Source organism: Kangsaoukella pontilimi (assembly GCF_009830125.1).
GTDB classification, from domain to species: Bacteria; Pseudomonadota; Alphaproteobacteria; order Rhodobacterales; family Rhodobacteraceae; genus Kangsaoukella; species Kangsaoukella pontilimi.
This window is the reverse complement of sequence record NZ_WUPT01000001.1, coordinates 257,278-276,498: the sequence shown is the minus strand read 5'-3', so window position 1 is coordinate 276,498 and position 19,221 is coordinate 257,278. Positions and strand designations below refer to the sequence as shown.

Sequence of the window (19,221 nt, the reverse complement as noted above, 5' to 3'; positions counted from 1 at the left end):
GCGCGTTCAGGGCGTCAGAGGCCAGATCAGGGGGATCATGAGCGAGGCGAGCAGGCCGATGGAAAGGTTCAGCGGAACGCCCACTTTAAGGAAGTCGGTGAACCTGTACCCGCCCGGCCCGTAGACCAGCATGTTGGTCTGGTATCCGATGGGCGTCGAAAACGCCGCCGAGGCCGCGACCATGACCGCCACCACGAGCGGCCTTGGATCGACGCCGAGGGCCAGCGCGAGCCCGATGGCGATGGGCGTGATAACGACCGCGACCGCGTTGTTGGTGACGAGTTCTGTCAGGACCGAGGTGACGAGGTAGATCGCCCAGACGATGGCCCAGGGCGGCAAGCTCTGAAGTCCCGGCGCGATGCCGTCGACGATCATCCGCACAGCGCCCGTCGCCTCAAGCGCCGCACCGATGGCCAGCATGGCGAAGATCAGCGCCAGAAGGCGGCCCTCGATCATCTCGAAGGCTTCCTCGGCGTCGATGCAGCCTGTCAGAAGGACGACCGCCACGGCGAGCACCGAGAGAAGGAAGATCGGCGCCACGCCGAACGCGGCCAGCGCGACAATGCCGAGGAGTGCCGCCACCGCGATGGGCGCCTTTTCCCGCCGGTAGGCGCGCTCGGTCGGGCGTGCGACATCGACCATGTCCATGTCCGCGGCGAGACGCTGAATGTCGCCCGGTGCGCCTTCGAGCAGTAGCGTGTCGCCCACGCGGACCACGAGATCGTCGAGCTGCCGCCCGATATTCTGGGACCGGCGATGGACGGCCAGAGGATAGACGCCATAGCGGCGGCGGAGGCGCATCGCTCCAAGGGACCGGCCCACCATGCGGCAGCCCGGCGTGATCAGCACCTCGACCGTCGTGGTCTCAATCGAGGACAGACGGTCGACGCTTTGCAGCGCCTTGCCCTCGGTCAGGCCAAGCACCTCTGCCATCTGGGTTCTGAGGACCACCCGGTCGCCCGGCTGAAGCTCGACGCCCGAGAGGTCTCGCCTGAGCGAGGCGTCGCCCCTCAATACGTCGATCAGCCGGACACCATCGCGCTTGAAGAGGTCGATCTCGCGGACGTTCTGGCCGATGAGCGCGCTTTCCTCAGGAACGGCGAGCTCGGTGAAAAATTTCATCTTCGAGCGGTCCGACAGGAGGCTCGCCATGCTGTCGCGCTCGGGCAGAAGGCGCGGTCCGAAGAGGCGCAGATAGAGCATCCCCCATGCCACAAGGACGATGGCGAGCGGTGTAACCTCGAAGATGGTGAAGGCTTCCAGCCCCTCGGCCCGTGCGACGCCGTCGACCAGAAGGTTCGTCGATGTGCCGAGAAGGGTCAGCGTGCCCCCCAGGATTGCGCCGTAGCTGAGCGGGATCAGCAGTTTTGACGCGGCAAGGCCCAGCTTTTTCGCCAGTTGCACGAAGACCGGGATCATCACGACGACGACCGGCGTATTCGACACCACTGCCGAGGAGAGGACGACGAAGGCCATCAGTCCGCCAAGCGCCATGGCCGGGCGCACGCCGGCCTCGGCCTCGATCCGCCTCGTGAACCAGCTGAGCGCACCGGTCCTGACCAGCGCGCCCATGACGATGAACATGGCCGCGATGGTCCATGGCGCGGGGTTCGACAGCACGGCCAGCCCGGCGTCATAGGGCAGAAGCCCGAGCGCCAGCAAAAGCGCCACGCCGCCGATGGCCACAACCTCGGTCGGCCAGCGTTCCCAGAGAAACATCGCGAACATCGCCGCGACCACGCCCAGTGTCAGAAGCGCGGCAGTCTGGCTGGCGGGGTCCACAAGCTCGATCATGGGGTCGATGGTTGTCCGGTTTCGCCCGCGCGTTCAAGCGCTGTCCGTTGGCGCGGCTGCACCAGCAGGACGCCCGCGAGGATCACAGCCATCGCCGCCCAGACCCAGAGCGAATAGCGCTCGCCCAGGATCAGCAGGGCCCAGAACACACCGAAGCCGGTCACGAGGTAGCTGACCTGAACCGCGAAGACCGGCCCTGCCCGGCCCACCATCCAGACATAGGTGGTGTAGACGGCGGCGTGGATCAGCGAGGACGCCACCAGCGCCCATTCGGGGGCCCCGAAGCTCTCCATCGGGTCGATGAAGCTGTTGGTGCCCACCGCAATCGGCAGGGCGACGATCGCGCCCACGACGGAACCGCCGAAAAGCACTTCGATCGGGTCCAGCCCCGCCGTGCCCCAGCGGGCCACGACATTGCCTTCAAGCGCGTAGAAAAGGGGCGCGATCAGGGCCAGTGGCACGAAGACGATCATGGCGCGGTCGGGCAGGCTTGTCCCCGGCGCGACGATGATCAGGACGCCCGCAAGGCCGATGAGAAGCCCCATCAGGCGGACCGGCTGGAACTTTTCGTTCCGCAGGATAAGCGCGATGGGAAAGGCGAAGACCGGGACAAGCGACAGAAGAATCGAGATCAGGCCGGACGGCAGGTGGCGGATCGCCTCGAAACTGGCCGAGTTGGGGAGAACCGTGCCGATGAGCGCGATCAGGAGGTAGACGCGCATCGCCGGGCCGTCCCAGCGGATGCGCCGCCGCCTGAGCGCCATCACAAGGCCCAGCACCACAGCGCCGATGGCCAGTTGCCAGAACACGAGGCCGGGGGCCCGGTGCCCCTCGCTCACCGCGATCTTGCCGAGGGGCTGGGTGATGCCCCACCCCGCCCCCATGACCACGAGGGCCGCGAAAAGCGCGGCGCGGCTGGCAAGGTCTGAAGGCGCGGGCGCGGTCATTGGGGCAGATGAACGCGGACGCATCGCCGGGGCAAGCGAATTTGCGCAGCGTCAAAGACGACGGAGCGCGGAATGTCCAGAATCCGGGCATTACGCATGAGGAGGATGAGAAAATGAAAACCGGACTGACCCTGATACTGGCCGTTTTGGTGCTGTCGGCCTGTACGGCGGACGACACCTATCCGCTCTCGGGCGAGGAGTGCACGGCGGCCGATCCGGTCCAGACGCTCGACGCATCGGATTGCGCTTCGCTGCCGGCAGCGAGCGGCGGGACCTTCTGAACCGGGACTTGCAGAGCCGCGCGGGCGGGGTCGGGCGTCAGCCGTCCTCGCCCGCGTCGAGCATTCCGCCGTCCTTCACGATCCGGATGGATTTTGCCTTGCCAGTGCGGTCGTCGGTCTCGATCAGCGCGCCGCTCAGCGTCGCCTCGCCCAAGGCAGGCTGGAAGCGGCCCTTGCTCATGCCCGTGATGAAGCGTCGGAGCGGCTCTTCCTTGTCCATGCCGATGACCGAGTTGTAGTCGCCGCACATGCCGGCGTCGGTCTGGTACGCCGTGCCGCCGGGCAGGATCATCATGTCGGCGGTCGGAACGTGGGTATGAGTGCCCACGACCGCGCTGGCCCGACCGTCGCAGAAGTGACCCATCGCCATCTTCTCGGACGTCGCCTCGCAATGGATTTCGATGAGGCTCGCCTGAACGAGACCGCCCATCGGATGCGCGCGCAGGACGGCGTCCACCGCAGAGAACGGATCGTCGAAAGGCCGCTTCATAAAGACCTGCCCCAGCACCTGCGCCACCAGCACCTTGCGCCCGCCCGGCGCGTCGAAGACCCGCGCGCCCTTGCCCGGCGCGGCCTTCGAGAAGTTGAGCGGCCGGATGATGCGGGGCTCCCGCTCGATATGGGTCAGCATGTCCTTCTGGTCGAAGGCATGATCGCCCAGCGTGATGACGTCCGCGCCCGCGTCCAGAAGCGTCTTGGCGTGCTCGGTGTTCAGCCCGACGCCGGAGGTCGCGTTCTCGGCATTGACGATGGCGAAATCGACGCGCAGGCGCTCGCGCAGGCCCGCCAGTCGGTCACGGACCGCGTTCCGGCCTGCACGGCCCATGACATCGCCAAGAAAGAGAATGCGCATGGCCCTGCCCCTAGTGCGCGCGGGCCGATGACGCAAGCGGAAGCGGCGCGTTCGTCATGCGCCGAACCGCCTGATCCGCGCCTCGGTCACGATGGCGTCGAGCGGCTGATCTGTCGGCTCGGCCGGAAGGCGCTCGGTCCATTGCGCTTCGTAGGCAAGACCGATGGCCGTGACGGGACCGCTTGGTCTGAGCTTGGCGAGCGTTCTGTCGTAATGCCCCGCGCCATAGCCCAGCCGGTGGCCGGCATCGTCGAAGGCGAGCATCGGGACCACCAGCACCTCCGGCGTGACCGGGTCATCCACTGCGGGAATAGCGACGCCGAAGCCGTCGACCTCCATTGCCGCGCCGGGTTGCCAGCGTCGGAAGGCGAGCGGAGCGTATCCCGTGGTCACGGGAAGGCAGACGTCGCGCCGCCGGGCGAGGCCCTCCATCACGGGGCGGGGGTCGATCTCGGTCCGGATCGGCCAGAAGAAAGACACCGGCCCCGTCGTGGCGTCGATCTCGGCCAGAAGCTGCGCCAAGGCGGGCGCCGGATCGACCGTGCCATGGGCCGCCGCCCGCCGGGCGCGGGCCTCGGCCCGGAGCGCTGTTTTGTCGGTCACAGCAGGACCATGCTGGCAAGGCCGAGGAAGGCGAAGAAGCCGACTACGTCGGTGACCGTCGTGACGAAGGTGCCCGAGGCCAGCGCCGGGTCGATCTTGAACCGGTCGAGCACGATGGGGATCAAGACGCCGGCCAGCCCTGCGGCCAGAAGGTTGATGACCATGGCGACCGCGATGACGACGCCGATCATCGGCTGACCGAACCAGACAAGACCCACGATGCCCATGACCACGGCGAATATGAACCCGTTCAGAAGCCCCGCGCCCGCTTCCCGGCGGATAACGCGAAAAGCGTTGGCGGCGGTCAGGTCGCGGGTGGCGATGGAACGGACCGCGACGGTCATCGACTGCGTGCCCGCGTTCCCGCCCATCGACGCGACGATGGGCATGAGCACCGCCAGCGCAACGACGGCGGCGAGCACATCCTCGAAGATCGAGATCACGAGCGAGGCGAGGATCGCCGTGGCGAGGTTGACCGCCAGCCAGGGGAAGCGGCGCTTGACGATCTCGAGGGTCGAATTCGACAGGCTCTCGTCGCCGACGCCGCCGAGGCGCAGCACGTCCTCCTCGTGCTCTTCGTCGAGAATCGCCATGGCGTCGTCGATGGTGATGATGCCGACGAGGCGGCCTTCTTCATCCACGACCGGGGCCGAAATCAGGTGATACTGGTTGAAGGCGTAGGCCACGTCGCCCTCGTCCTCGGTCACGTCAAACGTGCGGAAACTTTCCTCGGTGATATCCGAGAGCTTCACCTCTCGGCGGGACGACATCAGCCGGCCAAGCGTCACGTAGGAGGTCGGGCGGTGGCGCGGGTCGACCAGGATGATGTGGTAGAATTGCTCGGGCAGGTCGTCCTGCGCGCGCATGTGATCGATGGCGTCGCCCACGTTCCAGTGCTCGGGCGCGATGACGACCTCGCGCTGCATGAGACGGCCGGCGGAGTATTCGGGATAGGACAGCGCCTGCTCGACCGCGATCCGGTCGACCACGTCCAGAACCTCGATGATCGCGCCCTGCTGCTCGGTATCGAGACCCTCGATCAGGTCGACGACGTCATCCGATTCGAGTTCGCGAACGGCGCCCGCGAGAACCTCCGGCTCCAGCGCTTCAATGACCGAATCGCGGATGTCCTCGTCGATTTCCGACAGGATCTCGCCGTCGATATAGTCGCCGGCGAGCTTCAGGATCGCGTTTCGGTCATCGATCTCGACCTGTTCGAGAAGGTCGGCGATGTCGGCGGGGTGGAGCGGCTCGAACACCTCTTCGAGCTGGGCGCGTTCGCCCGCGCGGGCCGCCTCGACGGCGGCGTTCACCACCCGGTCGCGAAGCGCGTAATCGTCCTCGGTTTCGTCCTCGGGCTTTTCCTCGAGTGCGGTCTGGTCGCTCATTCGCGGTACTCCCCCGTTAGTTGATGCGCACCCTAGTGCATTCAACGGGATGGACAACAGTAACAGGAGAGTCTTTAGACAGGCTATGAACACACGCGCGTCATCTGGCGAAATTCTGGTCGGTCAGACCATCGGCTTCTCGGGCAATCCCCTGACCGAGGGGCCGGGTACGGCGCGGCATGACGCGCGGGGCGCGGTTCTGATAAAGGACGGCAAGATCGCGGAGGTGGGCAACGCTGACGACCTGCGGCGCGCGCATCCCGAGGCCGATGTCACCGATTACGGGGACAGGCTGATCCTGCCCGGTTTCGTGGACGCGCATCTGCACTATCCGCAGACCGCCATCATCGCCAGTTGGGGCAAGCGGCTGATCGACTGGCTGAACAGCTATACGTTTCCGGAGGAAATCCGGCTGTCCGACCCCGCCTATGCGCGGCAGATCGCGGGCCGCTTCTTTGACCTGTCGCTCGGCCATGGCACGACCACGGTGGCGAGTTTCTGCACCGTCAGCCCGGTGAGCGTCACCGCCTTCTTCGAAGAGGCTGAGGCGCGCGGGCTTTGCGCGATCGGCGGGAAGACCTGCATGGACCGGAACGCCCCCGAGGCGCTCACCGACACGGCGCAATCGGCCTATGACGACAGCAAGGCGCTCTTGGAGACGTGGCACGGTCGCGGTCGGCTCAGCTATGCCGTCACGCCCCGCTTCGCGCCCACCTCGACCCGCGAGCAGCTGGAGGCGTTGGGCGCGCTCTGGGCCGAATTTCCCGACTGTCCGATGCAGACGCACCTGTCCGAGCAGACCGACGAGGTCACCTGGGTGGCGGAGCTGTTCCCCGAGGCACGCGACTATCTGGACGTCTACGAGCAGACGGGGCTTTTGGGCCGGGGCGGGCTTTACGGCCACGCGATCCACCTGACCGAGCGGGAACGGCGGCGGCTTCTGGAGGAAGGCGGCGCGCTGATCCACTGCCCGACGTCCAACACGTTTATCGGGTCGGGCCTGTTCGACATGGGCGGGCTCGCGGCGGAAGGCCAGATCATCGGACTGGCGACCGACACAGGCGGCGGCTCGTCCTTCTCGATGCTCAGGACCATGGCGGCGGCCTATGAGATCGGGCAGTTGCGGGGCACTCCGCTCCACCCCTCGGCGCTTCTCTGGCTGGCGACGGAGGGCTCGGCGCGGGCGCTGAGGCTGGAGCATCGGGTGGGTACGCTGGCCCCCGGGACGGACGCGGATATCGTCGTGTTGGATCTCGCCTCGACGCCTGCCATCGCGCAGCGCGCGGCAGAGGCGAACGACATCTGGGAAGCGGTCTTCCCGACCATCATGATGGGCGACGACCGGGCGGTGCATGACGTGCGCATCGCCGGCAAGCGGTGGCAGGCCGGCGCATGATCGCCTTCGCCGCCGCCGTCTTTTTTCTAATCGTCACGCCGGGACCGGGTGTTCTGTCCCTTGCCGGGGTCGGCGCGGCCTTCGGACGGCGGCCGGGGCTGGCCTATCTGGCGGGGCTGTTCGTCGGCACGAACCTTGTGGCGCTTCTGGTAGTCAGCGGTCTGGCCGCCGCAATGCTGGCCGACCCGCGGCTGAGGGTCGTGCTGATGGCCCTGTCGACGCTCTATCTGGCCTCGATCGCGCTTCGGGTCGGGCTGGCGGGGGCCAAGGTCGCGTTTATCGAGCGCGCCCGCCCGCCGGGGTTCACGGGCGGCCTTCTGCTGCAGCTCATCAACCCCAAGGCCTATGCCGTGAATACGGCCTTTTTCTCGGGCTTCGCCTTCATGCCCGAGGCACCGACGACCGAGATCGTCCTCAAGTTCCTGATCATGAATGCGATCTGGCTGCCCATCCACCTGGCGTGGCTGGAGGCCGGTCTGGCGCTGAAGCGGCTGGAGCTTCAGCCGCATGTCCAGCGGCGGATCAATATCGCCATGGCAGCGGCGATGCTGGCCGCCGTGGCGCTGGCGGCCTGGGCGGCGTTCTAGGCCATCAGCCGCGCGAGAGACGTGCGGCCGTCGCTCAACGCGCGGTCTGCGTCGATGGTGACGAGGTGCCTGTCACGGACCACCGCGCGGCCGTCCACGAAGAGATCCCGCACCGCGGACGGTCCGGCAAGGACCAGCGCTGCGGGGTCCCAGCTTCCGGCGCTTTCGATGCCGCTTACGTCCCAGATCGCAATATCCGCACGGAAGCCCTGCGCGATCACGCCGATATCGTCGCGGCCCAGCACCTCGGCCCCGCCCCGCGTGGCGAGCATCAACGCCTCGCCCGCGCTCATGGCGTCGGCTCCGTTCGCCACCCGCTGCAGCAGCATCGCCTGCCGCGCCTCGGCGATGAGGGACGCCTGATCGTTGGACGCCGAGCCATCCACACCCAGCCCCACCGGCACGCCCGCATCCCGCATGGCGCGGACCGGCGCGATGCCCGAGCCAAGGCGGCAGTTCGAACAGGGGCAATGCGCGACGCCGGTGCCGGTGCGGGCGAAGAGCGCGATCTCGGACGGGTCGAGTTTCACTGAATGGGCGTGCCAGACATCCGGCCCGACCCAGCCCAGATCCTCGGCATACTGACCGGGACGGCAGCCGAAGCGTTCGAGGCTGAAGCGCACGTCCTCGTCATTCTCGGCCAAATGGGTATGAAGCCGCACGCCTTTCTCGCGGGCGAGGATCGCGGCATCCCGCATCAGCTCGCGGCTGACCGAAAAGGGCGAACAGGGCGCGACACCGACCCGGACCATCGCGCCGGGGCCGGGATCGTGGAAGGCGTCGATGACGTCGGCGCAATCCTTCAGGATCGCGGCCTCATCCTCTACCAGACTATCGGGCGGCAGTCCGCCGTCCTTTTCCCCGATGGACATGGAGCCGCGGGTGGGATGAAACCTCAGCCCCACTTCGCGCGCCGCCTCGATCGTATCGGACAGGCGGACGCCGTTCGGGAACAGGTACAGGTGATCGGACGAGGTCGTGCAGCCCGAAAGCGCCAGTTCGGCGAGGCCGAGCGTGGTTGCCACGCGCACGTCCTTGGGCGTGAACCGCTCCCAGATAGGGTAAAGCGTTTTGAGCCACCCGAAAAGAAGCGCGTCCTGCCCCGCCGGCACCGCGCGGGTGAGCGTCTGATAGAAATGGTGATGCGTGTTGATGAGGCCCGGCGTGACCACCGTGCCGGTGGCGTTCACAACCTCGGCCCCGGGCGCGTCGAGCGCGTGACCCACCGCCACGATGACACCATGCGATACGTGGATATCCGCCCCGGTCAGCGCGCTCCCGTCCATTGTCAGGACGTGGTCCGCGCCACGGATCAGAAGCTCGGTCACAGGGCGCCCTGCAGGATGGCGAGCGCCGCGGCATGGAGTTCCGGCGTTGCGGCGGCAAGCGCCGTGCCGCCCCGATGCGCCGGTCCGCCCGCCCAGTCTGTGACGATGCCGCCCGCCGCCTCGATCACCGCGATGGGCGCCTGAATGTCGTAGGCCTGAAGCCCGGCCTCGATCACGAGGTCGATCTGGCCCGCCGCCAGGAGCGCGTAAGCGTAGCAGTCGCAGCCATAGCGGGTCAGGCGGGCCTTGGCTGCCACACGGGCGAATGCCGCGCCCTCGTCCGGCGTGCCGACCTCGGGGAAGGTGGTGAAGACCGTCGCTTCGCTGAGGGCCGTCGTCTCTCGGACGGCCAGCGCCCCGCTGCCATGGGGGCCGTCGAACGTGGCGCCGTCCGGGCCACCGTAGAACCGCTCGCCGATATAGGGCTGGTCGATGATGCCGAGACGCGGGCCGCCCTCGTCGGACAGGGCGATGAGTACGCCCCATGTGGGCGTCCCAGAGATATAGCCGCGCGTTCCGTCGATAGGGTCGAGCACCCAGGTCAGACCGCTGGTCCCGGCGCGCGAGCCATGCTCTTCGCCAAGGATCGCATCCTCGGGGCGGCGTTCGGCCAGAATGGCACGCATCGCGGCCTCGGCGGCGCGATCGGCCTCGGTCACCGGATCGAAAGCCTCGGACTTGGACCGCGTGACCAAATCGGCGCGCCGGAAAGACTTCAGCGTCTCGACGCGCGCGGCATCGGCCACCGCATGAGCGACGGCCTTAAGTTCGTCGAGATCATTTTGGGCGAGGGTCAATCAACGGCTCCGGTCCAGCGACGGCTTGGACCGGCGTACGCAGCGTGGACGAAGCGGTCAACCCGCCTCAGGCAACGTCGCTCAGCACGCGGGCCAGTTCGAAGAGGCGCCGTCTCTGCGTCTCAGGAATGGCGTAGTAGGACCTGACAAGCTCCAACGCTTCCTTGTCCGCGAGGATATCGGACGGAAGGGCCTGATCCGAGGTTTCGGCCTCGTTCGAAATTCCTTCGAAGAAAAAGGAGACGGGGACGCTCAGCGTCTCCGCAATATCCCAGAGGCGGGATGCGGAAACGCGGTTCATACCAGTTTCGTATTTCTGAATTTGCTGGAACTTGATGCCGACCTTCTCGGCCAGTTGCTGCTGGGTCATACCAACCATCCAGCGACGGTGCCTGATCCGCTTTCCCACGTGGACATCAACCGGATGTGTCATAGCGGCTCCTTTTACAACCTGCGCCTTACATGCGCCGAAAACATACAACTTGAAAAGCTGTCTTTTTGGTTAGGACCACGACATTTTCTGTCGCCAGCACGGAAGCCGCGCAATATCGTGGACCCTTCATAGCACTTCAGGTTGTATACTATCGTATTTTTGACCACTTGTGGTGGATTGATTTCACTTGTGGCGGAAAATGGCCCTCACCAAACATGGATGACCGAAAATTGAGCGAGAAAGCGGGTACTCGAAGCTGGGTCGTAGAGGCACCGAGCGGGGCAGCGCGGCTGGTCGACGGCCAGATGCCTGCGCCGGGAGAGGGTGAGATTCTCATCGAGGTCGCCGCGACGGGCCTGAATTTCGCCGATCTTCTGATCATGAAAGGCACGTACCAGGACACGCCTCCGTTTCCGCTGACACCCGGACTGGAAGTCGCCGGCCGAGTGATCGAGGTTGGCGGAGGCGTCGACCGGTTCACGCCCGGCACACGTGTTCTGGCCTATACCGGCAAGGACGGGCTTGGCACGCATCTGGTGACGGACGCACGGCGCGTGCTCGCCCTGCCCGATGAGATGGACGATGTGACCGCCGCCGGATTCCAAATTGCCTATGGAACGTCGCACCTTGCGTTGACCCGGCGGGCACGTCTCCAGCCCGGTGAAAGGCTTCTTGTTCTGGGCGCGGCCGGCGGCGTTGGCCTGACCGCAGTCGAGCTGGGGAAGGCCTTGGGCGCAAGGGTTGCCGCCGTTGCACGGGGCGCCGAGCGGCTAGAGGTTGCGCGGCGCGCTGGCGCTGATGAATTGATCGACCCGGACAACGAAGTCGATCTTGTTGACCGCTTCCGCGCCGCCGGTCCTTTCGATGTCGTCTACGACGCGGTCGGCGGCGCCATGGGGGAAGCCGCGCTTCGGGCGGTTGCGCCGGAGGCACGCTTCCTGCTGATCGGCTTTGCAGGCGGCGAGGTGACCCGGCTCAAGGCGAACCACATTCTGGTCAAGAACACCGACGTGATCGGCGTGCATTGGGGCGCCTATCTGAATTTCGCGCCCGAGGCGTTCCGGCAAAGCCTTTCCGAACTGCTCGGATTGTATACAGAAGGCCGGATTTCTCCGCATGTCAGCCATGTCCTTCCGCTCGAAAAGGCGGACGACGCGCTGGCGCTTCTGCGCGAGCGGAAGAGCACCGGCAAGATCGTGGTCACCGTCAGCCAGTAAGCGCGAGGCGCGGCGCCCCGTAGGCTCCGCGCACGATGTCGGCAAGGCTGTCGCGCACCGGATCGGACCCGACATTCGACACGTAAAGGTTGATTAGCTTCAGACCCATCTGCGGAAGCGCGCCGCCGTGAGGAACCTCCTCCAACTGGGGCGAAGCGGTGCCTTCGATTTGTGCGATAATCGCGAAATCGGCTGCGACGGTGGCCTCGACGGTGCGGGTCGAATCGGAATCGACCGCCATCTCCCACGCGATGCCGGCCGCATCGAGCGACTTGTGCATCGTCTTGCGGAACTGGCAATGCGGCTCGGACGCCAGAGGCAGGGGCCGCTTCTGCCAAGCCGTACCCGCCGGCGCACCGTACCAGAGCATCCGTTTTTCGCAGAGCGTCTCACCGCCGGGATCGACATGGTCTTCCGTTGTCAGGATCATGTCGCAGCGCCCCTCGTCGAACAGCTCTTTCAGCCTCAGCGTCCATGAGGACAGAAGCTGAACACGCATCCGCGGGAAATCGGCTGCGAAGGATTTCAGCACGCGCGGGATTGCCGGGTAGACGATGTCATGGGGAACGCCGATGGTCAGCACACCTTCGAACCCGCTGTCGGTCATCTCGGCGAAGACATCGTCATTCAGCTTCAGCATCCGCCGCGCATATCCCAGCAAACGCTCGCCCGAGGGTGTCAGACCGATGGTGCGCCCGCTTCGGTCGAGAAGCGGAAGGGCCAGCGATTCCTCCAGCCGCTTGAGCTGCATCGAGACCGCCGACTGCGTGAGGTTCAGCATCGTCGCGGCGCGGGTCACACCGCCCATATCGGCCACCGCGACGAAAGCACGAAGGGCGGTCAGGTCCAGATTTCTGGGCATATCACAATCCTTGATGGATCAATTCAAAAACATTCGTTTTCAAAATGTACAGCGATAGGGCAAATACATCAAGCGAGATGATGAAAGGACATCAAAGCATCACGCATTGGAAAGGATACGTTATGACCGTCAACACTTGCAATACCGCCCTCCCAGCCCCCCTCCGGCGCCGCCGCACGGGTGTGCTTCACATGATCGAAGCGATGATCGCGCTGTATCGACAGCGCGTGGCCCTGGCGAAGCTGGATGCACGCATGCTCGACGATATCGGCGTATCCGCTTCCGAGGCGCGCGTCGAAAGCCGGCGCGCGCCCTGGGATCCCCCCAGCTATTGGCACCTGTGACAATATTCCCGAGCGAAACACTTCGTTTTTGAGCGGCTTTACTTGAAAAGACGGCCATTCCTGCCAATATCGAACAGGAATGGCCGGTTTTTCGCCGGTCATCGATAGTTCAACCTTGGGAGATAGCTTTAATGGCTGAATATCAGACCGTCCGCACCGCACCCGGTGTCCGCACGGCCGAGATAGACGCGGGCCTTCGCGCGCACATGAACAAGGTCTACGGCACGATGTCCGTGGGCATGCTCATCACGGCGCTCGCCGCCTGGGCGATTTCGGGCCTTGCCGTCACTTCCGATCCTTCCGCCACCGGCATCATGATCCGGGAAGGCGAATATCTGTCCGGCCTCGGCGCCGCGATCTACACGTCGCCGCTCCGCTGGGTGGTCATGCTGGCGCCGTTGGCCTTCGTGTTCTTCGGCTGGGGCGCCATGATGCGCCGCGCGTCGTCGGGCGCCGTGCAGCTTGCGTTCTTCGCGTTCGCTGCCCTGATCGGCCTGTCGCTCAGCTCGATCTTCCTGGTCTTCACCGACTACTCGATCGTGCAGACCTTCCTCGTCACCGCAATCGCCTTCTCGGGCCTCAGCCTCTGGGGATACACCACGAAGAAGGACATTTCGGGCTGGGGTTCGTTCCTGATCATGGGCGTGATCGGCCTCTTGGTCGCGATGGTGATCAACATGTTCCTGGGTTCGCCCGCCATGATGTTCGCGATCTCCGCCATCGGCGTTCTGATTTTCGCGGGCCTGACGGCCTTCTACACGCAGGACATCAAGAACACTTACGTGGCCCACGCGGCCCATGGCGATCAGGAATGGCTGGACAAGGCCGCCTATGACGGCGCGCTGAGCCTCTACATCAGCTTCCTGAACATGTTCCAGTTCCTGCTGATGTTCATGGGCAACCAGGAATAACGGGACCTGATATCTCGACACAGAAGGCCGGTGGGAACACCGGCCTTTTTCATTTCAGTCGATACGAAGCCCGGCCGTCATTCGGTGAAGCCATGCGCGGTAGGCGTCGTATCCGATCTTGTTGGCCTTGGCCCTGAGCGACGGCTTCATACCTTCGTAGCGCTCGAGCGTGACGCCGTGCAGGAAGGACAGTTTGATCTTCAGGTAGGCCAGCGAACAGGCATCGAACTCGTCTTTCGAGAGGACCTTCTGCTCGGCAAGCCCCGCGCAACTTCTGTACCGGACGTAAAGCCTTGAGCGGTAGTCTTCGAGCGCCGCAGCATCCCGGAAGTCAGGTTTCAGCATCTCGCGCACCTCAATTACAGGAGATGCAGTAGCGAGTACCGGACCGGTCGTAACAAGCACCATACCAAGGAAAAGAGAGCGAAGCATGAGGCGGCTCCAGTTCTGGCGAAGGGACTTTGAAGTCTTCAGCCTGCGCGAAGACCACCCCCTGACGCAAGGGAAACCCAATCTCCGAAAATGCCGCCCGCGTTGCGCGGAACGGGGCTCAGACCTCGGTGCCGCCCATTTCGTCCCGCCAGCGGTAGACCGGCTCGTAGCCCAGAAGGCGTCGCGCCTTGGTGATGTCGTAGACCGTCTCGTGTTCACCAAGCTCGCGCTTCATCGGCACGCCATCGTAGTAGCGTGACACGATCTCAGACGTCGACAGCGCCACCGACGGATCGGCGTTCGCCACGTTGAACACCTCGTATCCCAGCCCGTCTGTGACCAGGCAACGCTGCACCATCAACCCCAGATCGCGCGCGTCGATATAGGCGAAGATGTTCCGGCGCCGAAGCGACGGGTCAGCAACATAGGCCGGGAAATTCTGAGCATATTCATGGGGCTCGATCACATTGTTGATCCGAAGCCCATAGATATCTGCCCCGCTCCGAAGCTGGAACGACCGTGCCGTCACCTCGTTCACGACCTTGGACATGGCATAGCTGTCCTCGGGGATCGTCGGATGCTCTTCGTCCACCGGCAGGTACTCGGGAAGGCGCTCGCCCCGGTTGAAGCAGATGCCGTAAGTGGTTTCGGAGGAAGCGAAAATGATCTTCTTCACGCCCGTCTTCAGCGCCGCGTCGATGACGTTGTAAGTGCCGAGCGTGTTGACCCGGTAACATTCCGCATCGCTGTTCAGAAGGATGCGGGGCACGGCGGCGAAATGGACGACCGCGTCAAAGCCCATGCGCCCCTCGTCCAGATCGTCGAAGTCGCGATAGCCGGACATGACATCGACCATCTGGCCAAGGTCGGTGATGTCCGCCAGCCGGTTGGCGACGCCATCAAGCTCGAGCGGCTTCAGATCGATGTTCAGGACGCTGTGGCCCTGATCCATGAGATAGGGGATGACATGGCGGCCAGCCTTGCCGGTGCCGCCGGTGAAGAGAATGCGCATGGGGCTCTCCCTTTTTCAGTTCGAGTGGTCTTTGGGCGTGTTCTGCCGTCAGCTAGCGCGACGAGGCGGACTAGCCAGCCGCGCGCGCCTTTTCCTCGGCCGCCTCGGCCAGCGCCTCGGCCCGTGCGGCCAGTTCCGCCAGGGTCTCGGACACCTCGTTCGGGATGACCGCCACCTCGACGCGTTGCGGCTCGGGCTGCGGACGGGTCTGAAGCTCTTCGATCCACGCCTCCTGCTGGGCGATCTTGTCCTCCAGCGCCTTGACCTTGTCGTCCACGCCGGCGGTCTTGTCGGCAAGCATGAGGCCCGCCATCAGCAGCATCCGCGCCTCGGGAAGGCGGCCGATCTGGTCCATCAGCGTCGAGGCCTCTTCGTCGAGAAGCCCGGCTGCGGCGCGCAGGTAATGCTCTTCGCCCTCCTGACAGGCCACGGTGAAAGGGCGTCCGCCAATGGTGATCTGAACTTCGGGCATTCTCAGGCCTCCTTCAGCGCGGGTTCGAGGGCGGCGAGGATCTCGTCGATTTCGGCACGGTCGGACGCACGCCGTTCGCGGAGCGCCTCAAGCTCGCTCATCATCGCGGAATTCACGAGATGCGGCTCGGCCAGACCTTCGGCATTCGCCTCGCGCAGCGCCTTGTTCGAAGCGCGGAGTTCGTCATTGACCGAGCGCATCCGCTGAACCTCGCCGTCGCGGGCGGCCAGCGCCTCGCGCAGCTTGGCCACCTCGGCTTCCAGCCCGGCGACATGGGTTTCCTGTTTCTCCTTGATGGCGCGCACCCGCTCTTCAAGCTGCGCGTTGGCCATCCGTTCGGCTTCCAGTTCCGCCGCAAGTGCCGCGCTGTCGCCGGTATCGGGCGCCGTCGCCCCCAGCCGGTCGAGCGCCTGCCCTGCCCGGTCCAATGCGCCGACGATGCGCCGCTGAAGCTCTTCGAGATCGCTCATCTGCCTGTTCACCCTTCTGACGGTCCGCCACGCGTGACCCGAATCGGGGCCGCATGACCCTGTTTCCCATGTCATACGAAGCCCGGACGGGGTTTTCACCCCTTTTCCGCGCCCAGAACGCCCGGCCAGCGCTTGAACTCAGCCCCCCGCCTGCTATCAACCGGGCGACCGAGCACCTTGACAGCAGAGGGACTGCCCAAGTGGACATCGCCACCCTGAAAGAGCTTCACCCCGACCATTTCGCCCGCGCAACAGCCGTCCGCACCCTTGCGATGGACGCTGTCGAGGCCGCGAATTCCGGACACCCGGGCATGCCGATGGGCATGGCCGACGTGGCAACGGTTCTTTTCGAAAAGCACCTCAAGTTCGACGCGGCTGCGCCGAACTGGCCGGACCGGGACCGTTTTATCCTGTCCGCAGGCCATGGCTCGATGCTGATCTACGCTCTGCTCTACCTGACCGGGTACGAGGACATGACGCTGGATCAGATCAAGAACTTCCGTCAGTTGGGCTCAATCACGGCGGGGCACCCCGAATACGGCCACGCAAGCGGCATCGAGACGACGACCGGCCCGCTGGGTCAGGGCATCACCAACGCCGTCGGTTTCGCGATGGCCGAGGAATCGCTCCGTGCGCGTTACGGCAAGAAGGTCGTCGACCACTACACCTATGTGATCGCGGGCGACGGCTGCCTGATGGAGGGCATCAGCCACGAGGCGATCGGCCTCGCGGGGATGCAGAAGCTGTCCAAGCTGATCGTCCTCTGGGACGACAACAACATCTCGATCGACGGCAAGATCTCGCTGTCCGACGTGACCGATCAGCGGATGCGCTTCAAGGCGGCGGGCTGGCATGTGCTGGAATGCGACGGCCATGACCCCGAGGATATCGACCGCGCGCTGACGCAGGCGAAATCGTCGAAGAAGCCGACCATGATCGCCTGCAAGACCCATATCGGCTTCGGCTCTCCCAACCGTCAGGACACGGCAAAGGCCCACGGCTCGCCTCTTGGCGCGGACGAGATGCAGGCCACCAAGGACGCCTATGGCTGGGCCCACGGCCCGTTCGAAGTGCCAGGCGACGTCCTGGACCAGTGGCGCGCCATCGGCACGCAGGGCCGTGCCGCCCGTGACGAGTGGTCCGAGCGCTTCGCGTCGCTGTCGCAGTCGCGCCAGAACGAGCTTGAGCGGATGTGGTCGGCCACGCCGCCGAAGAAACTCGCCAGCACGATCCGCGCGCTGAAAAAGCAGATTTCCGAAAGCGCCCCCAAGGTCGCCACGCGGAAGTCGTCGGAGATGGTGCTCGAGGTCGTGAACCCCGTCATGCCCGAGAATATCGGGGGATCGGCTGACCTGACCGGCTCGAACAATACGCTGACCGCTGATCTGGGCGTCTTTTCGCCCGACAACCGCAAGGGCCGTTACGTCCATTTCGGCATTCGCGAGCACGGCATGTCGGCGGCGATGAACGGGATGTATCTGCATGGCAGCGTCCGGCCCTATGGCGGCACCTTCCTGACCTTCACCGACTACGCCAAGGGCGCTATCCGCCTGTCCGCTCTCATGGGCATTCCGGTCACCTATGTCATGACCCATGACTCGATCGGCCTTGGCGAAGACGGCCCCACCCACCAGCCGGTGGAGCATCTGGCGGGTCTCCGCGCCACGCCCAACATCAACGTGTTCCGCCCCGCCGACACGGTCGAAACCGCCGAGGCCTGGGAAATCGCTCTGTCGTCGGAGAAGACGCCGTCGGTGCTGGCACTGTCGCGTCAGAACCTGCCGACCGTCCGCACCGAGCACAAGACCAAGAACCTGACGGCTCAGGGCGCTTATGTCCTTCGCGATGCCGAAGGCAAACGTCAGGCGATCCTGATGGCCACCGGCTCGGAGGTCGAGATCGCCATGGCGGCCCGCGACCTGCTTCAGGCCGAGGGGATCGGCACGCGCGTCGTCTCGATGCCGTGCTGGGAACTGTTCGAGGAACAGGACGAAGCCTATCGCCGCAAGGTTCTGCCCGCCGGGCCGGTCCGCGTCGCCATCGAGGCGGCGATCCGGTTCGGCTGGGACCGCTGGCTCTTTGGCGAGCGGGGCAAGCGCGAAAAGTCCGGCTTCATCGGGATGCACGGTTTCGGCGCCTCGGCCCCTGCCCCTGAGCTTTACAAGGATTTCGGCATCACCGCCGAGGCGACGGCCGCGAAGGTAAAAGACTTGTTGGAAGGCCGCTGGTCGCCCGACGCCCGCACCTGACCGCTGCGACAATTCTGGACAGGGGTCCCGGCTTGCCGGGGCCCTTTTTCGTTCCATGTTCACCGGTCAGACAAAGACTAGCGAACAGGAGAGGACGACATGAAAAAACTGTCAGTATTCAGCGCGATTGCGCTTGCCGCCGCTACGCCCGCACTGGCCGATGACGTGGCCTATACCGTGGATGGCGAGGCGTTCACCGGCTACTATGCGCAGGCCGAAAATCCCAAGGGTCTGGTCCTGATCATCCACGACTGGGACGGCATGACCGATTACGAGCGCCAGCGCGCCGACATGCTGGCCGAGATGGGCTATAATGCCTTCGCGCTCGACATGTTCGGGGACGAGACCCCGACCGAGACCATGGACCATCGCATGGCCGCCACCGGCGCGCTCTATCAGGACCGCGAGCGGATGCGCGCGCTGATCCAAGCCGGGATCGCACAGGCGACCGAAGCGTCGGACGTCGATACGATGGTCGTGCAGGGCTACTGCTTTGGCGGGGCCGTCGCGCTGGAGATGGCGCGGAGCGACATGGCCGACATGGCCGAGGGCTATGCCACATTCCACGGCGGCCTCGGCACGCCCGAGGGTCAGGGCTGGGACGGTGACGAGCCGCCGGTTCTGGTGCTGCATGGCGGCGCGGACACGTCGATCACCATGCACGACGTCGCCGGTTTCGCCGAGGAAATGGAAGCGGCCGGCAACGTCTACACGATCGAGGTCTACTCGAACGCGCCCCACGCCTTCACCGTCTTCGGCTCGAACCGCTATCAGGAGCGGGCCGACACCGAAAGCTGGGAAGCCTATTCCGAGTTCCTGGGCGAGCTGCTCGACAGCTAAGCCGC

General features: G+C 65.1%; 21 protein-coding genes. 8 read left to right on the top strand and 13 right to left on the bottom strand.

Features of this window, described 5'->3' with window-relative positions; all coding sequences use genetic code 11:
- Positions 1 to 6 precede the first annotated feature (6 nt).
- Complete coding sequence (locus GQ651_RS01470) at positions 7 to 1,794, bottom strand: SLC13 family permease (RefSeq protein WP_160762441.1); 1,788 nt, start codon at positions 1,792 to 1,794, stop codon at positions 7 to 9.
- Complete coding sequence (locus tag GQ651_RS01465; RefSeq protein WP_160762440.1) at positions 1,791 to 2,741, bottom strand: DMT family transporter; 951 nt, start codon at positions 2,739 to 2,741, stop codon at positions 1,791 to 1,793. The genes GQ651_RS01470 and GQ651_RS01465 overlap by 4 nt, the downstream gene beginning before the upstream one ends.
- 113 nt (positions 2,742 to 2,854) lie before the next feature.
- On the opposite strand from GQ651_RS01465, the gene GQ651_RS18590 reads away from it, so the two are divergent.
- Positions 2,855 to 3,022 (top strand): hypothetical protein, encoded by a 168-nt coding sequence (locus tag GQ651_RS18590; protein ID WP_227257927.1) that lies wholly within the window; start codon positions 2,855 to 2,857, stop codon positions 3,020 to 3,022.
- A 37-nt stretch (positions 3,023 to 3,059) separates the two neighbouring features.
- Here GQ651_RS18590 and GQ651_RS01460 read toward each other — a convergent pair whose 3' ends face one another.
- Genes GQ651_RS01460 through mgtE form a run of 3 tightly spaced genes read right to left on the bottom strand, consistent with a single transcriptional unit; the run spans position 3,060 to position 5,866 of the window.
- On the bottom strand, positions 3,060 to 3,875 hold the full coding sequence (locus GQ651_RS01460; protein WP_160762439.1) for a TIGR00282 family metallophosphoesterase: 816 nt from the start codon (positions 3,873 to 3,875) through the stop codon (positions 3,060 to 3,062).
- Positions 3,876 to 3,929: 54 nt separating this feature from the next.
- The gene (locus GQ651_RS01455; protein WP_160762438.1) at positions 3,930 to 4,478 is read right to left on the bottom strand and encodes a 5-formyltetrahydrofolate cyclo-ligase; all 549 of its coding nucleotides are present in this window, start codon (positions 4,476 to 4,478) and stop codon (positions 3,930 to 3,932) included.
- Positions 4,475 to 5,866 carry a magnesium transporter gene (mgtE, locus tag GQ651_RS01450; RefSeq protein ID WP_160762437.1) on the bottom strand — a complete coding sequence of 464 codons (1,392 nt, stop codon included), beginning with the start codon at positions 5,864 to 5,866 and terminating at the stop codon, positions 4,475 to 4,477. The genes GQ651_RS01455 and mgtE overlap by 4 nt, the downstream gene beginning before the upstream one ends.
- A gap of 85 nt (positions 5,867 to 5,951) precedes the next feature.
- Between mgtE and guaD the strand changes: the two genes are divergently transcribed.
- Together guaD and GQ651_RS01440 are read left to right on the top strand one after the other, a co-directional pair.
- Positions 5,952 to 7,262 carry a guanine deaminase gene (gene guaD, locus GQ651_RS01445; protein WP_160762436.1) on the top strand — a complete coding sequence of 437 codons (1,311 nt, stop codon included), beginning with the start codon at positions 5,952 to 5,954 and terminating at the stop codon, positions 7,260 to 7,262.
- On the top strand, positions 7,259 to 7,849 hold the full coding sequence (locus GQ651_RS01440) for a LysE family translocator (protein ID WP_160762435.1): 591 nt from the start codon (positions 7,259 to 7,261) through the stop codon (positions 7,847 to 7,849). Before guaD ends, GQ651_RS01440 begins: the two co-directional genes overlap by 4 nt.
- On the opposite strand, the gene GQ651_RS01435 is transcribed toward GQ651_RS01440, so the two are convergent.
- The 3 genes from GQ651_RS01435 to GQ651_RS01425 form a co-directional block, all read right to left on the bottom strand.
- Positions 7,846 to 9,177 carry an 8-oxoguanine deaminase gene (locus tag GQ651_RS01435; RefSeq protein ID WP_160762434.1) on the bottom strand — a complete coding sequence of 444 codons (1,332 nt, stop codon included), beginning with the start codon at positions 9,175 to 9,177 and terminating at the stop codon, positions 7,846 to 7,848. The genes GQ651_RS01440 and GQ651_RS01435 overlap by 4 nt on opposite strands.
- Positions 9,174 to 9,974, bottom strand: a complete 801-nt coding sequence (gene hisN / locus GQ651_RS01430; RefSeq protein WP_160762433.1) for a histidinol-phosphatase — start codon at positions 9,972 to 9,974, stop codon at positions 9,174 to 9,176. The genes GQ651_RS01435 and hisN overlap by 4 nt, the downstream gene beginning before the upstream one ends.
- 67 nt (positions 9,975 to 10,041) lie before the next feature.
- On the bottom strand, positions 10,042 to 10,407 hold the full coding sequence (locus GQ651_RS01425; protein WP_160762432.1) for a helix-turn-helix domain-containing protein: 366 nt from the start codon (positions 10,405 to 10,407) through the stop codon (positions 10,042 to 10,044).
- Between the two features lie 215 nt (positions 10,408 to 10,622).
- Here GQ651_RS01425 and GQ651_RS01420 point away from each other — a divergent pair, with 215 nt between their 5' ends.
- Complete coding sequence (locus tag GQ651_RS01420) at positions 10,623 to 11,624, top strand: NADPH:quinone oxidoreductase family protein (protein ID WP_160762431.1); 1,002 nt, start codon at positions 10,623 to 10,625, stop codon at positions 11,622 to 11,624.
- Here the strand turns inward: GQ651_RS01420 and GQ651_RS01415 are convergent.
- Complete coding sequence (locus GQ651_RS01415) at positions 11,614 to 12,486, bottom strand: LysR family transcriptional regulator (RefSeq protein ID WP_160762430.1); 873 nt, start codon at positions 12,484 to 12,486, stop codon at positions 11,614 to 11,616. The two genes, GQ651_RS01420 and GQ651_RS01415, sit on opposite strands and share 11 nt — an antisense overlap.
- Positions 12,487 to 12,677: 191 nt before the next feature.
- Between GQ651_RS01415 and GQ651_RS01410 the strand changes: the two genes are divergently transcribed.
- On the top strand, positions 12,678 to 12,830 hold the full coding sequence (locus tag GQ651_RS01410) for a DUF1127 domain-containing protein (RefSeq protein ID WP_227257926.1): 153 nt from the start codon (positions 12,678 to 12,680) through the stop codon (positions 12,828 to 12,830).
- A 131-nt stretch (positions 12,831 to 12,961) separates the two neighbouring features.
- A complete protein-coding gene (locus tag GQ651_RS01405) occupies positions 12,962 to 13,741 on the top strand; it encodes a Bax inhibitor-1/YccA family protein (protein WP_160762428.1) in 780 nt (259 codons plus the stop codon).
- A gap of 54 nt (positions 13,742 to 13,795) precedes the next feature.
- Here GQ651_RS01405 and GQ651_RS01400 read toward each other — a convergent pair whose 3' ends face one another.
- The 4 genes from GQ651_RS01400 to GQ651_RS01385 all read right to left on the bottom strand — a co-directional run bounded on the left by GQ651_RS01400 (position 13,796) and on the right by GQ651_RS01385 (position 16,127).
- Positions 13,796 to 14,173, bottom strand: coding sequence for a hypothetical protein (locus GQ651_RS01400; protein WP_160762427.1), 378 nt, complete (start codon positions 14,171 to 14,173; stop codon positions 13,796 to 13,798).
- Between the two features lie 118 nt (positions 14,174 to 14,291).
- On the bottom strand, positions 14,292 to 15,185 hold the full coding sequence (locus tag GQ651_RS01395) for an NAD-dependent epimerase/dehydratase family protein (RefSeq protein ID WP_160762426.1): 894 nt from the start codon (positions 15,183 to 15,185) through the stop codon (positions 14,292 to 14,294).
- 70 nt (positions 15,186 to 15,255) lie between these two features.
- Positions 15,256 to 15,657, bottom strand: a complete 402-nt coding sequence (locus GQ651_RS01390; protein WP_160762425.1) for a cell division protein ZapA — start codon at positions 15,655 to 15,657, stop codon at positions 15,256 to 15,258.
- Between the two features lie 2 nt (positions 15,658 to 15,659).
- On the bottom strand, positions 15,660 to 16,127 hold the full coding sequence (locus tag GQ651_RS01385; protein ID WP_160762424.1) for a hypothetical protein: 468 nt from the start codon (positions 16,125 to 16,127) through the stop codon (positions 15,660 to 15,662).
- Positions 16,128 to 16,327: 200 nt separating this feature from the next.
- On the opposite strand from GQ651_RS01385, the gene tkt reads away from it, so the two are divergent.
- On the top strand, positions 16,328 to 18,376 hold the full coding sequence (gene tkt / locus GQ651_RS01380; RefSeq protein ID WP_160762423.1) for a transketolase: 2,049 nt from the start codon (positions 16,328 to 16,330) through the stop codon (positions 18,374 to 18,376).
- A 99-nt stretch (positions 18,377 to 18,475) separates the two neighbouring features.
- Entirely contained in the window at positions 18,476 to 19,216 is a 741-nt protein-coding gene (locus tag GQ651_RS01375; protein WP_160762422.1) for a dienelactone hydrolase family protein, read from the top strand.
- Positions 19,217 to 19,221: the final 5 nt, after the last annotated feature.

Bases quoted from the DNA above. Each gene is read 5' to 3' on its own strand.
- GQ651_RS01470 (WP_160762441.1), bottom strand. From the start codon at position 1,794: ATGATCGAGCTTGTGGACCCCGCCAGCCAGACTGCCGCGCTTCTGACA.
- GQ651_RS01465 (WP_160762440.1), bottom strand. From the start codon at position 2,741: ATGACCGCGCCCGCGCCTTCAGACCTTGCCAGCCGCGCCGCGCTTTTC.
- GQ651_RS18590 (WP_227257927.1), top strand. From the start codon at position 2,855: ATGAAAACCGGACTGACCCTGATACTGGCCGTTTTGGTGCTGTCGGCC.
- GQ651_RS01460 (WP_160762439.1), bottom strand. From the start codon at position 3,875: ATGCGCATTCTCTTTCTTGGCGATGTCATGGGCCGTGCAGGCCGGAAC.
- mgtE (WP_160762437.1), bottom strand. From the start codon at position 5,866: ATGAGCGACCAGACCGCACTCGAGGAAAAGCCCGAGGACGAAACCGAG.
- guaD (WP_160762436.1), top strand. From the start codon at position 5,952: ATGAACACACGCGCGTCATCTGGCGAAATTCTGGTCGGTCAGACCATC.
- GQ651_RS01440 (WP_160762435.1), top strand. From the start codon at position 7,259: ATGATCGCCTTCGCCGCCGCCGTCTTTTTTCTAATCGTCACGCCGGGA.
- GQ651_RS01425 (WP_160762432.1), bottom strand. From the start codon at position 10,407: ATGACACATCCGGTTGATGTCCACGTGGGAAAGCGGATCAGGCACCGT.
- GQ651_RS01420 (WP_160762431.1), top strand. From the start codon at position 10,623: ATGGATGACCGAAAATTGAGCGAGAAAGCGGGTACTCGAAGCTGGGTC.
- GQ651_RS01415 (WP_160762430.1), bottom strand. From the start codon at position 12,486: ATGCCCAGAAATCTGGACCTGACCGCCCTTCGTGCTTTCGTCGCGGTG.
- GQ651_RS01410 (WP_227257926.1), top strand. From the start codon at position 12,678: ATGATCGAAGCGATGATCGCGCTGTATCGACAGCGCGTGGCCCTGGCG.
- GQ651_RS01405 (WP_160762428.1), top strand. From the start codon at position 12,962: ATGGCTGAATATCAGACCGTCCGCACCGCACCCGGTGTCCGCACGGCC.
- GQ651_RS01400 (WP_160762427.1), bottom strand. From the start codon at position 14,173: ATGCTTCGCTCTCTTTTCCTTGGTATGGTGCTTGTTACGACCGGTCCG.
- GQ651_RS01395 (WP_160762426.1), bottom strand. From the start codon at position 15,185: ATGCGCATTCTCTTCACCGGCGGCACCGGCAAGGCTGGCCGCCATGTC.
- GQ651_RS01390 (WP_160762425.1), bottom strand. From the start codon at position 15,657: ATGCCCGAAGTTCAGATCACCATTGGCGGACGCCCTTTCACCGTGGCC.
- GQ651_RS01385 (WP_160762424.1), bottom strand. From the start codon at position 16,127: ATGAGCGATCTCGAAGAGCTTCAGCGGCGCATCGTCGGCGCATTGGAC.
- GQ651_RS01375 (WP_160762422.1), top strand. From the start codon at position 18,476: ATGAAAAAACTGTCAGTATTCAGCGCGATTGCGCTTGCCGCCGCTACG.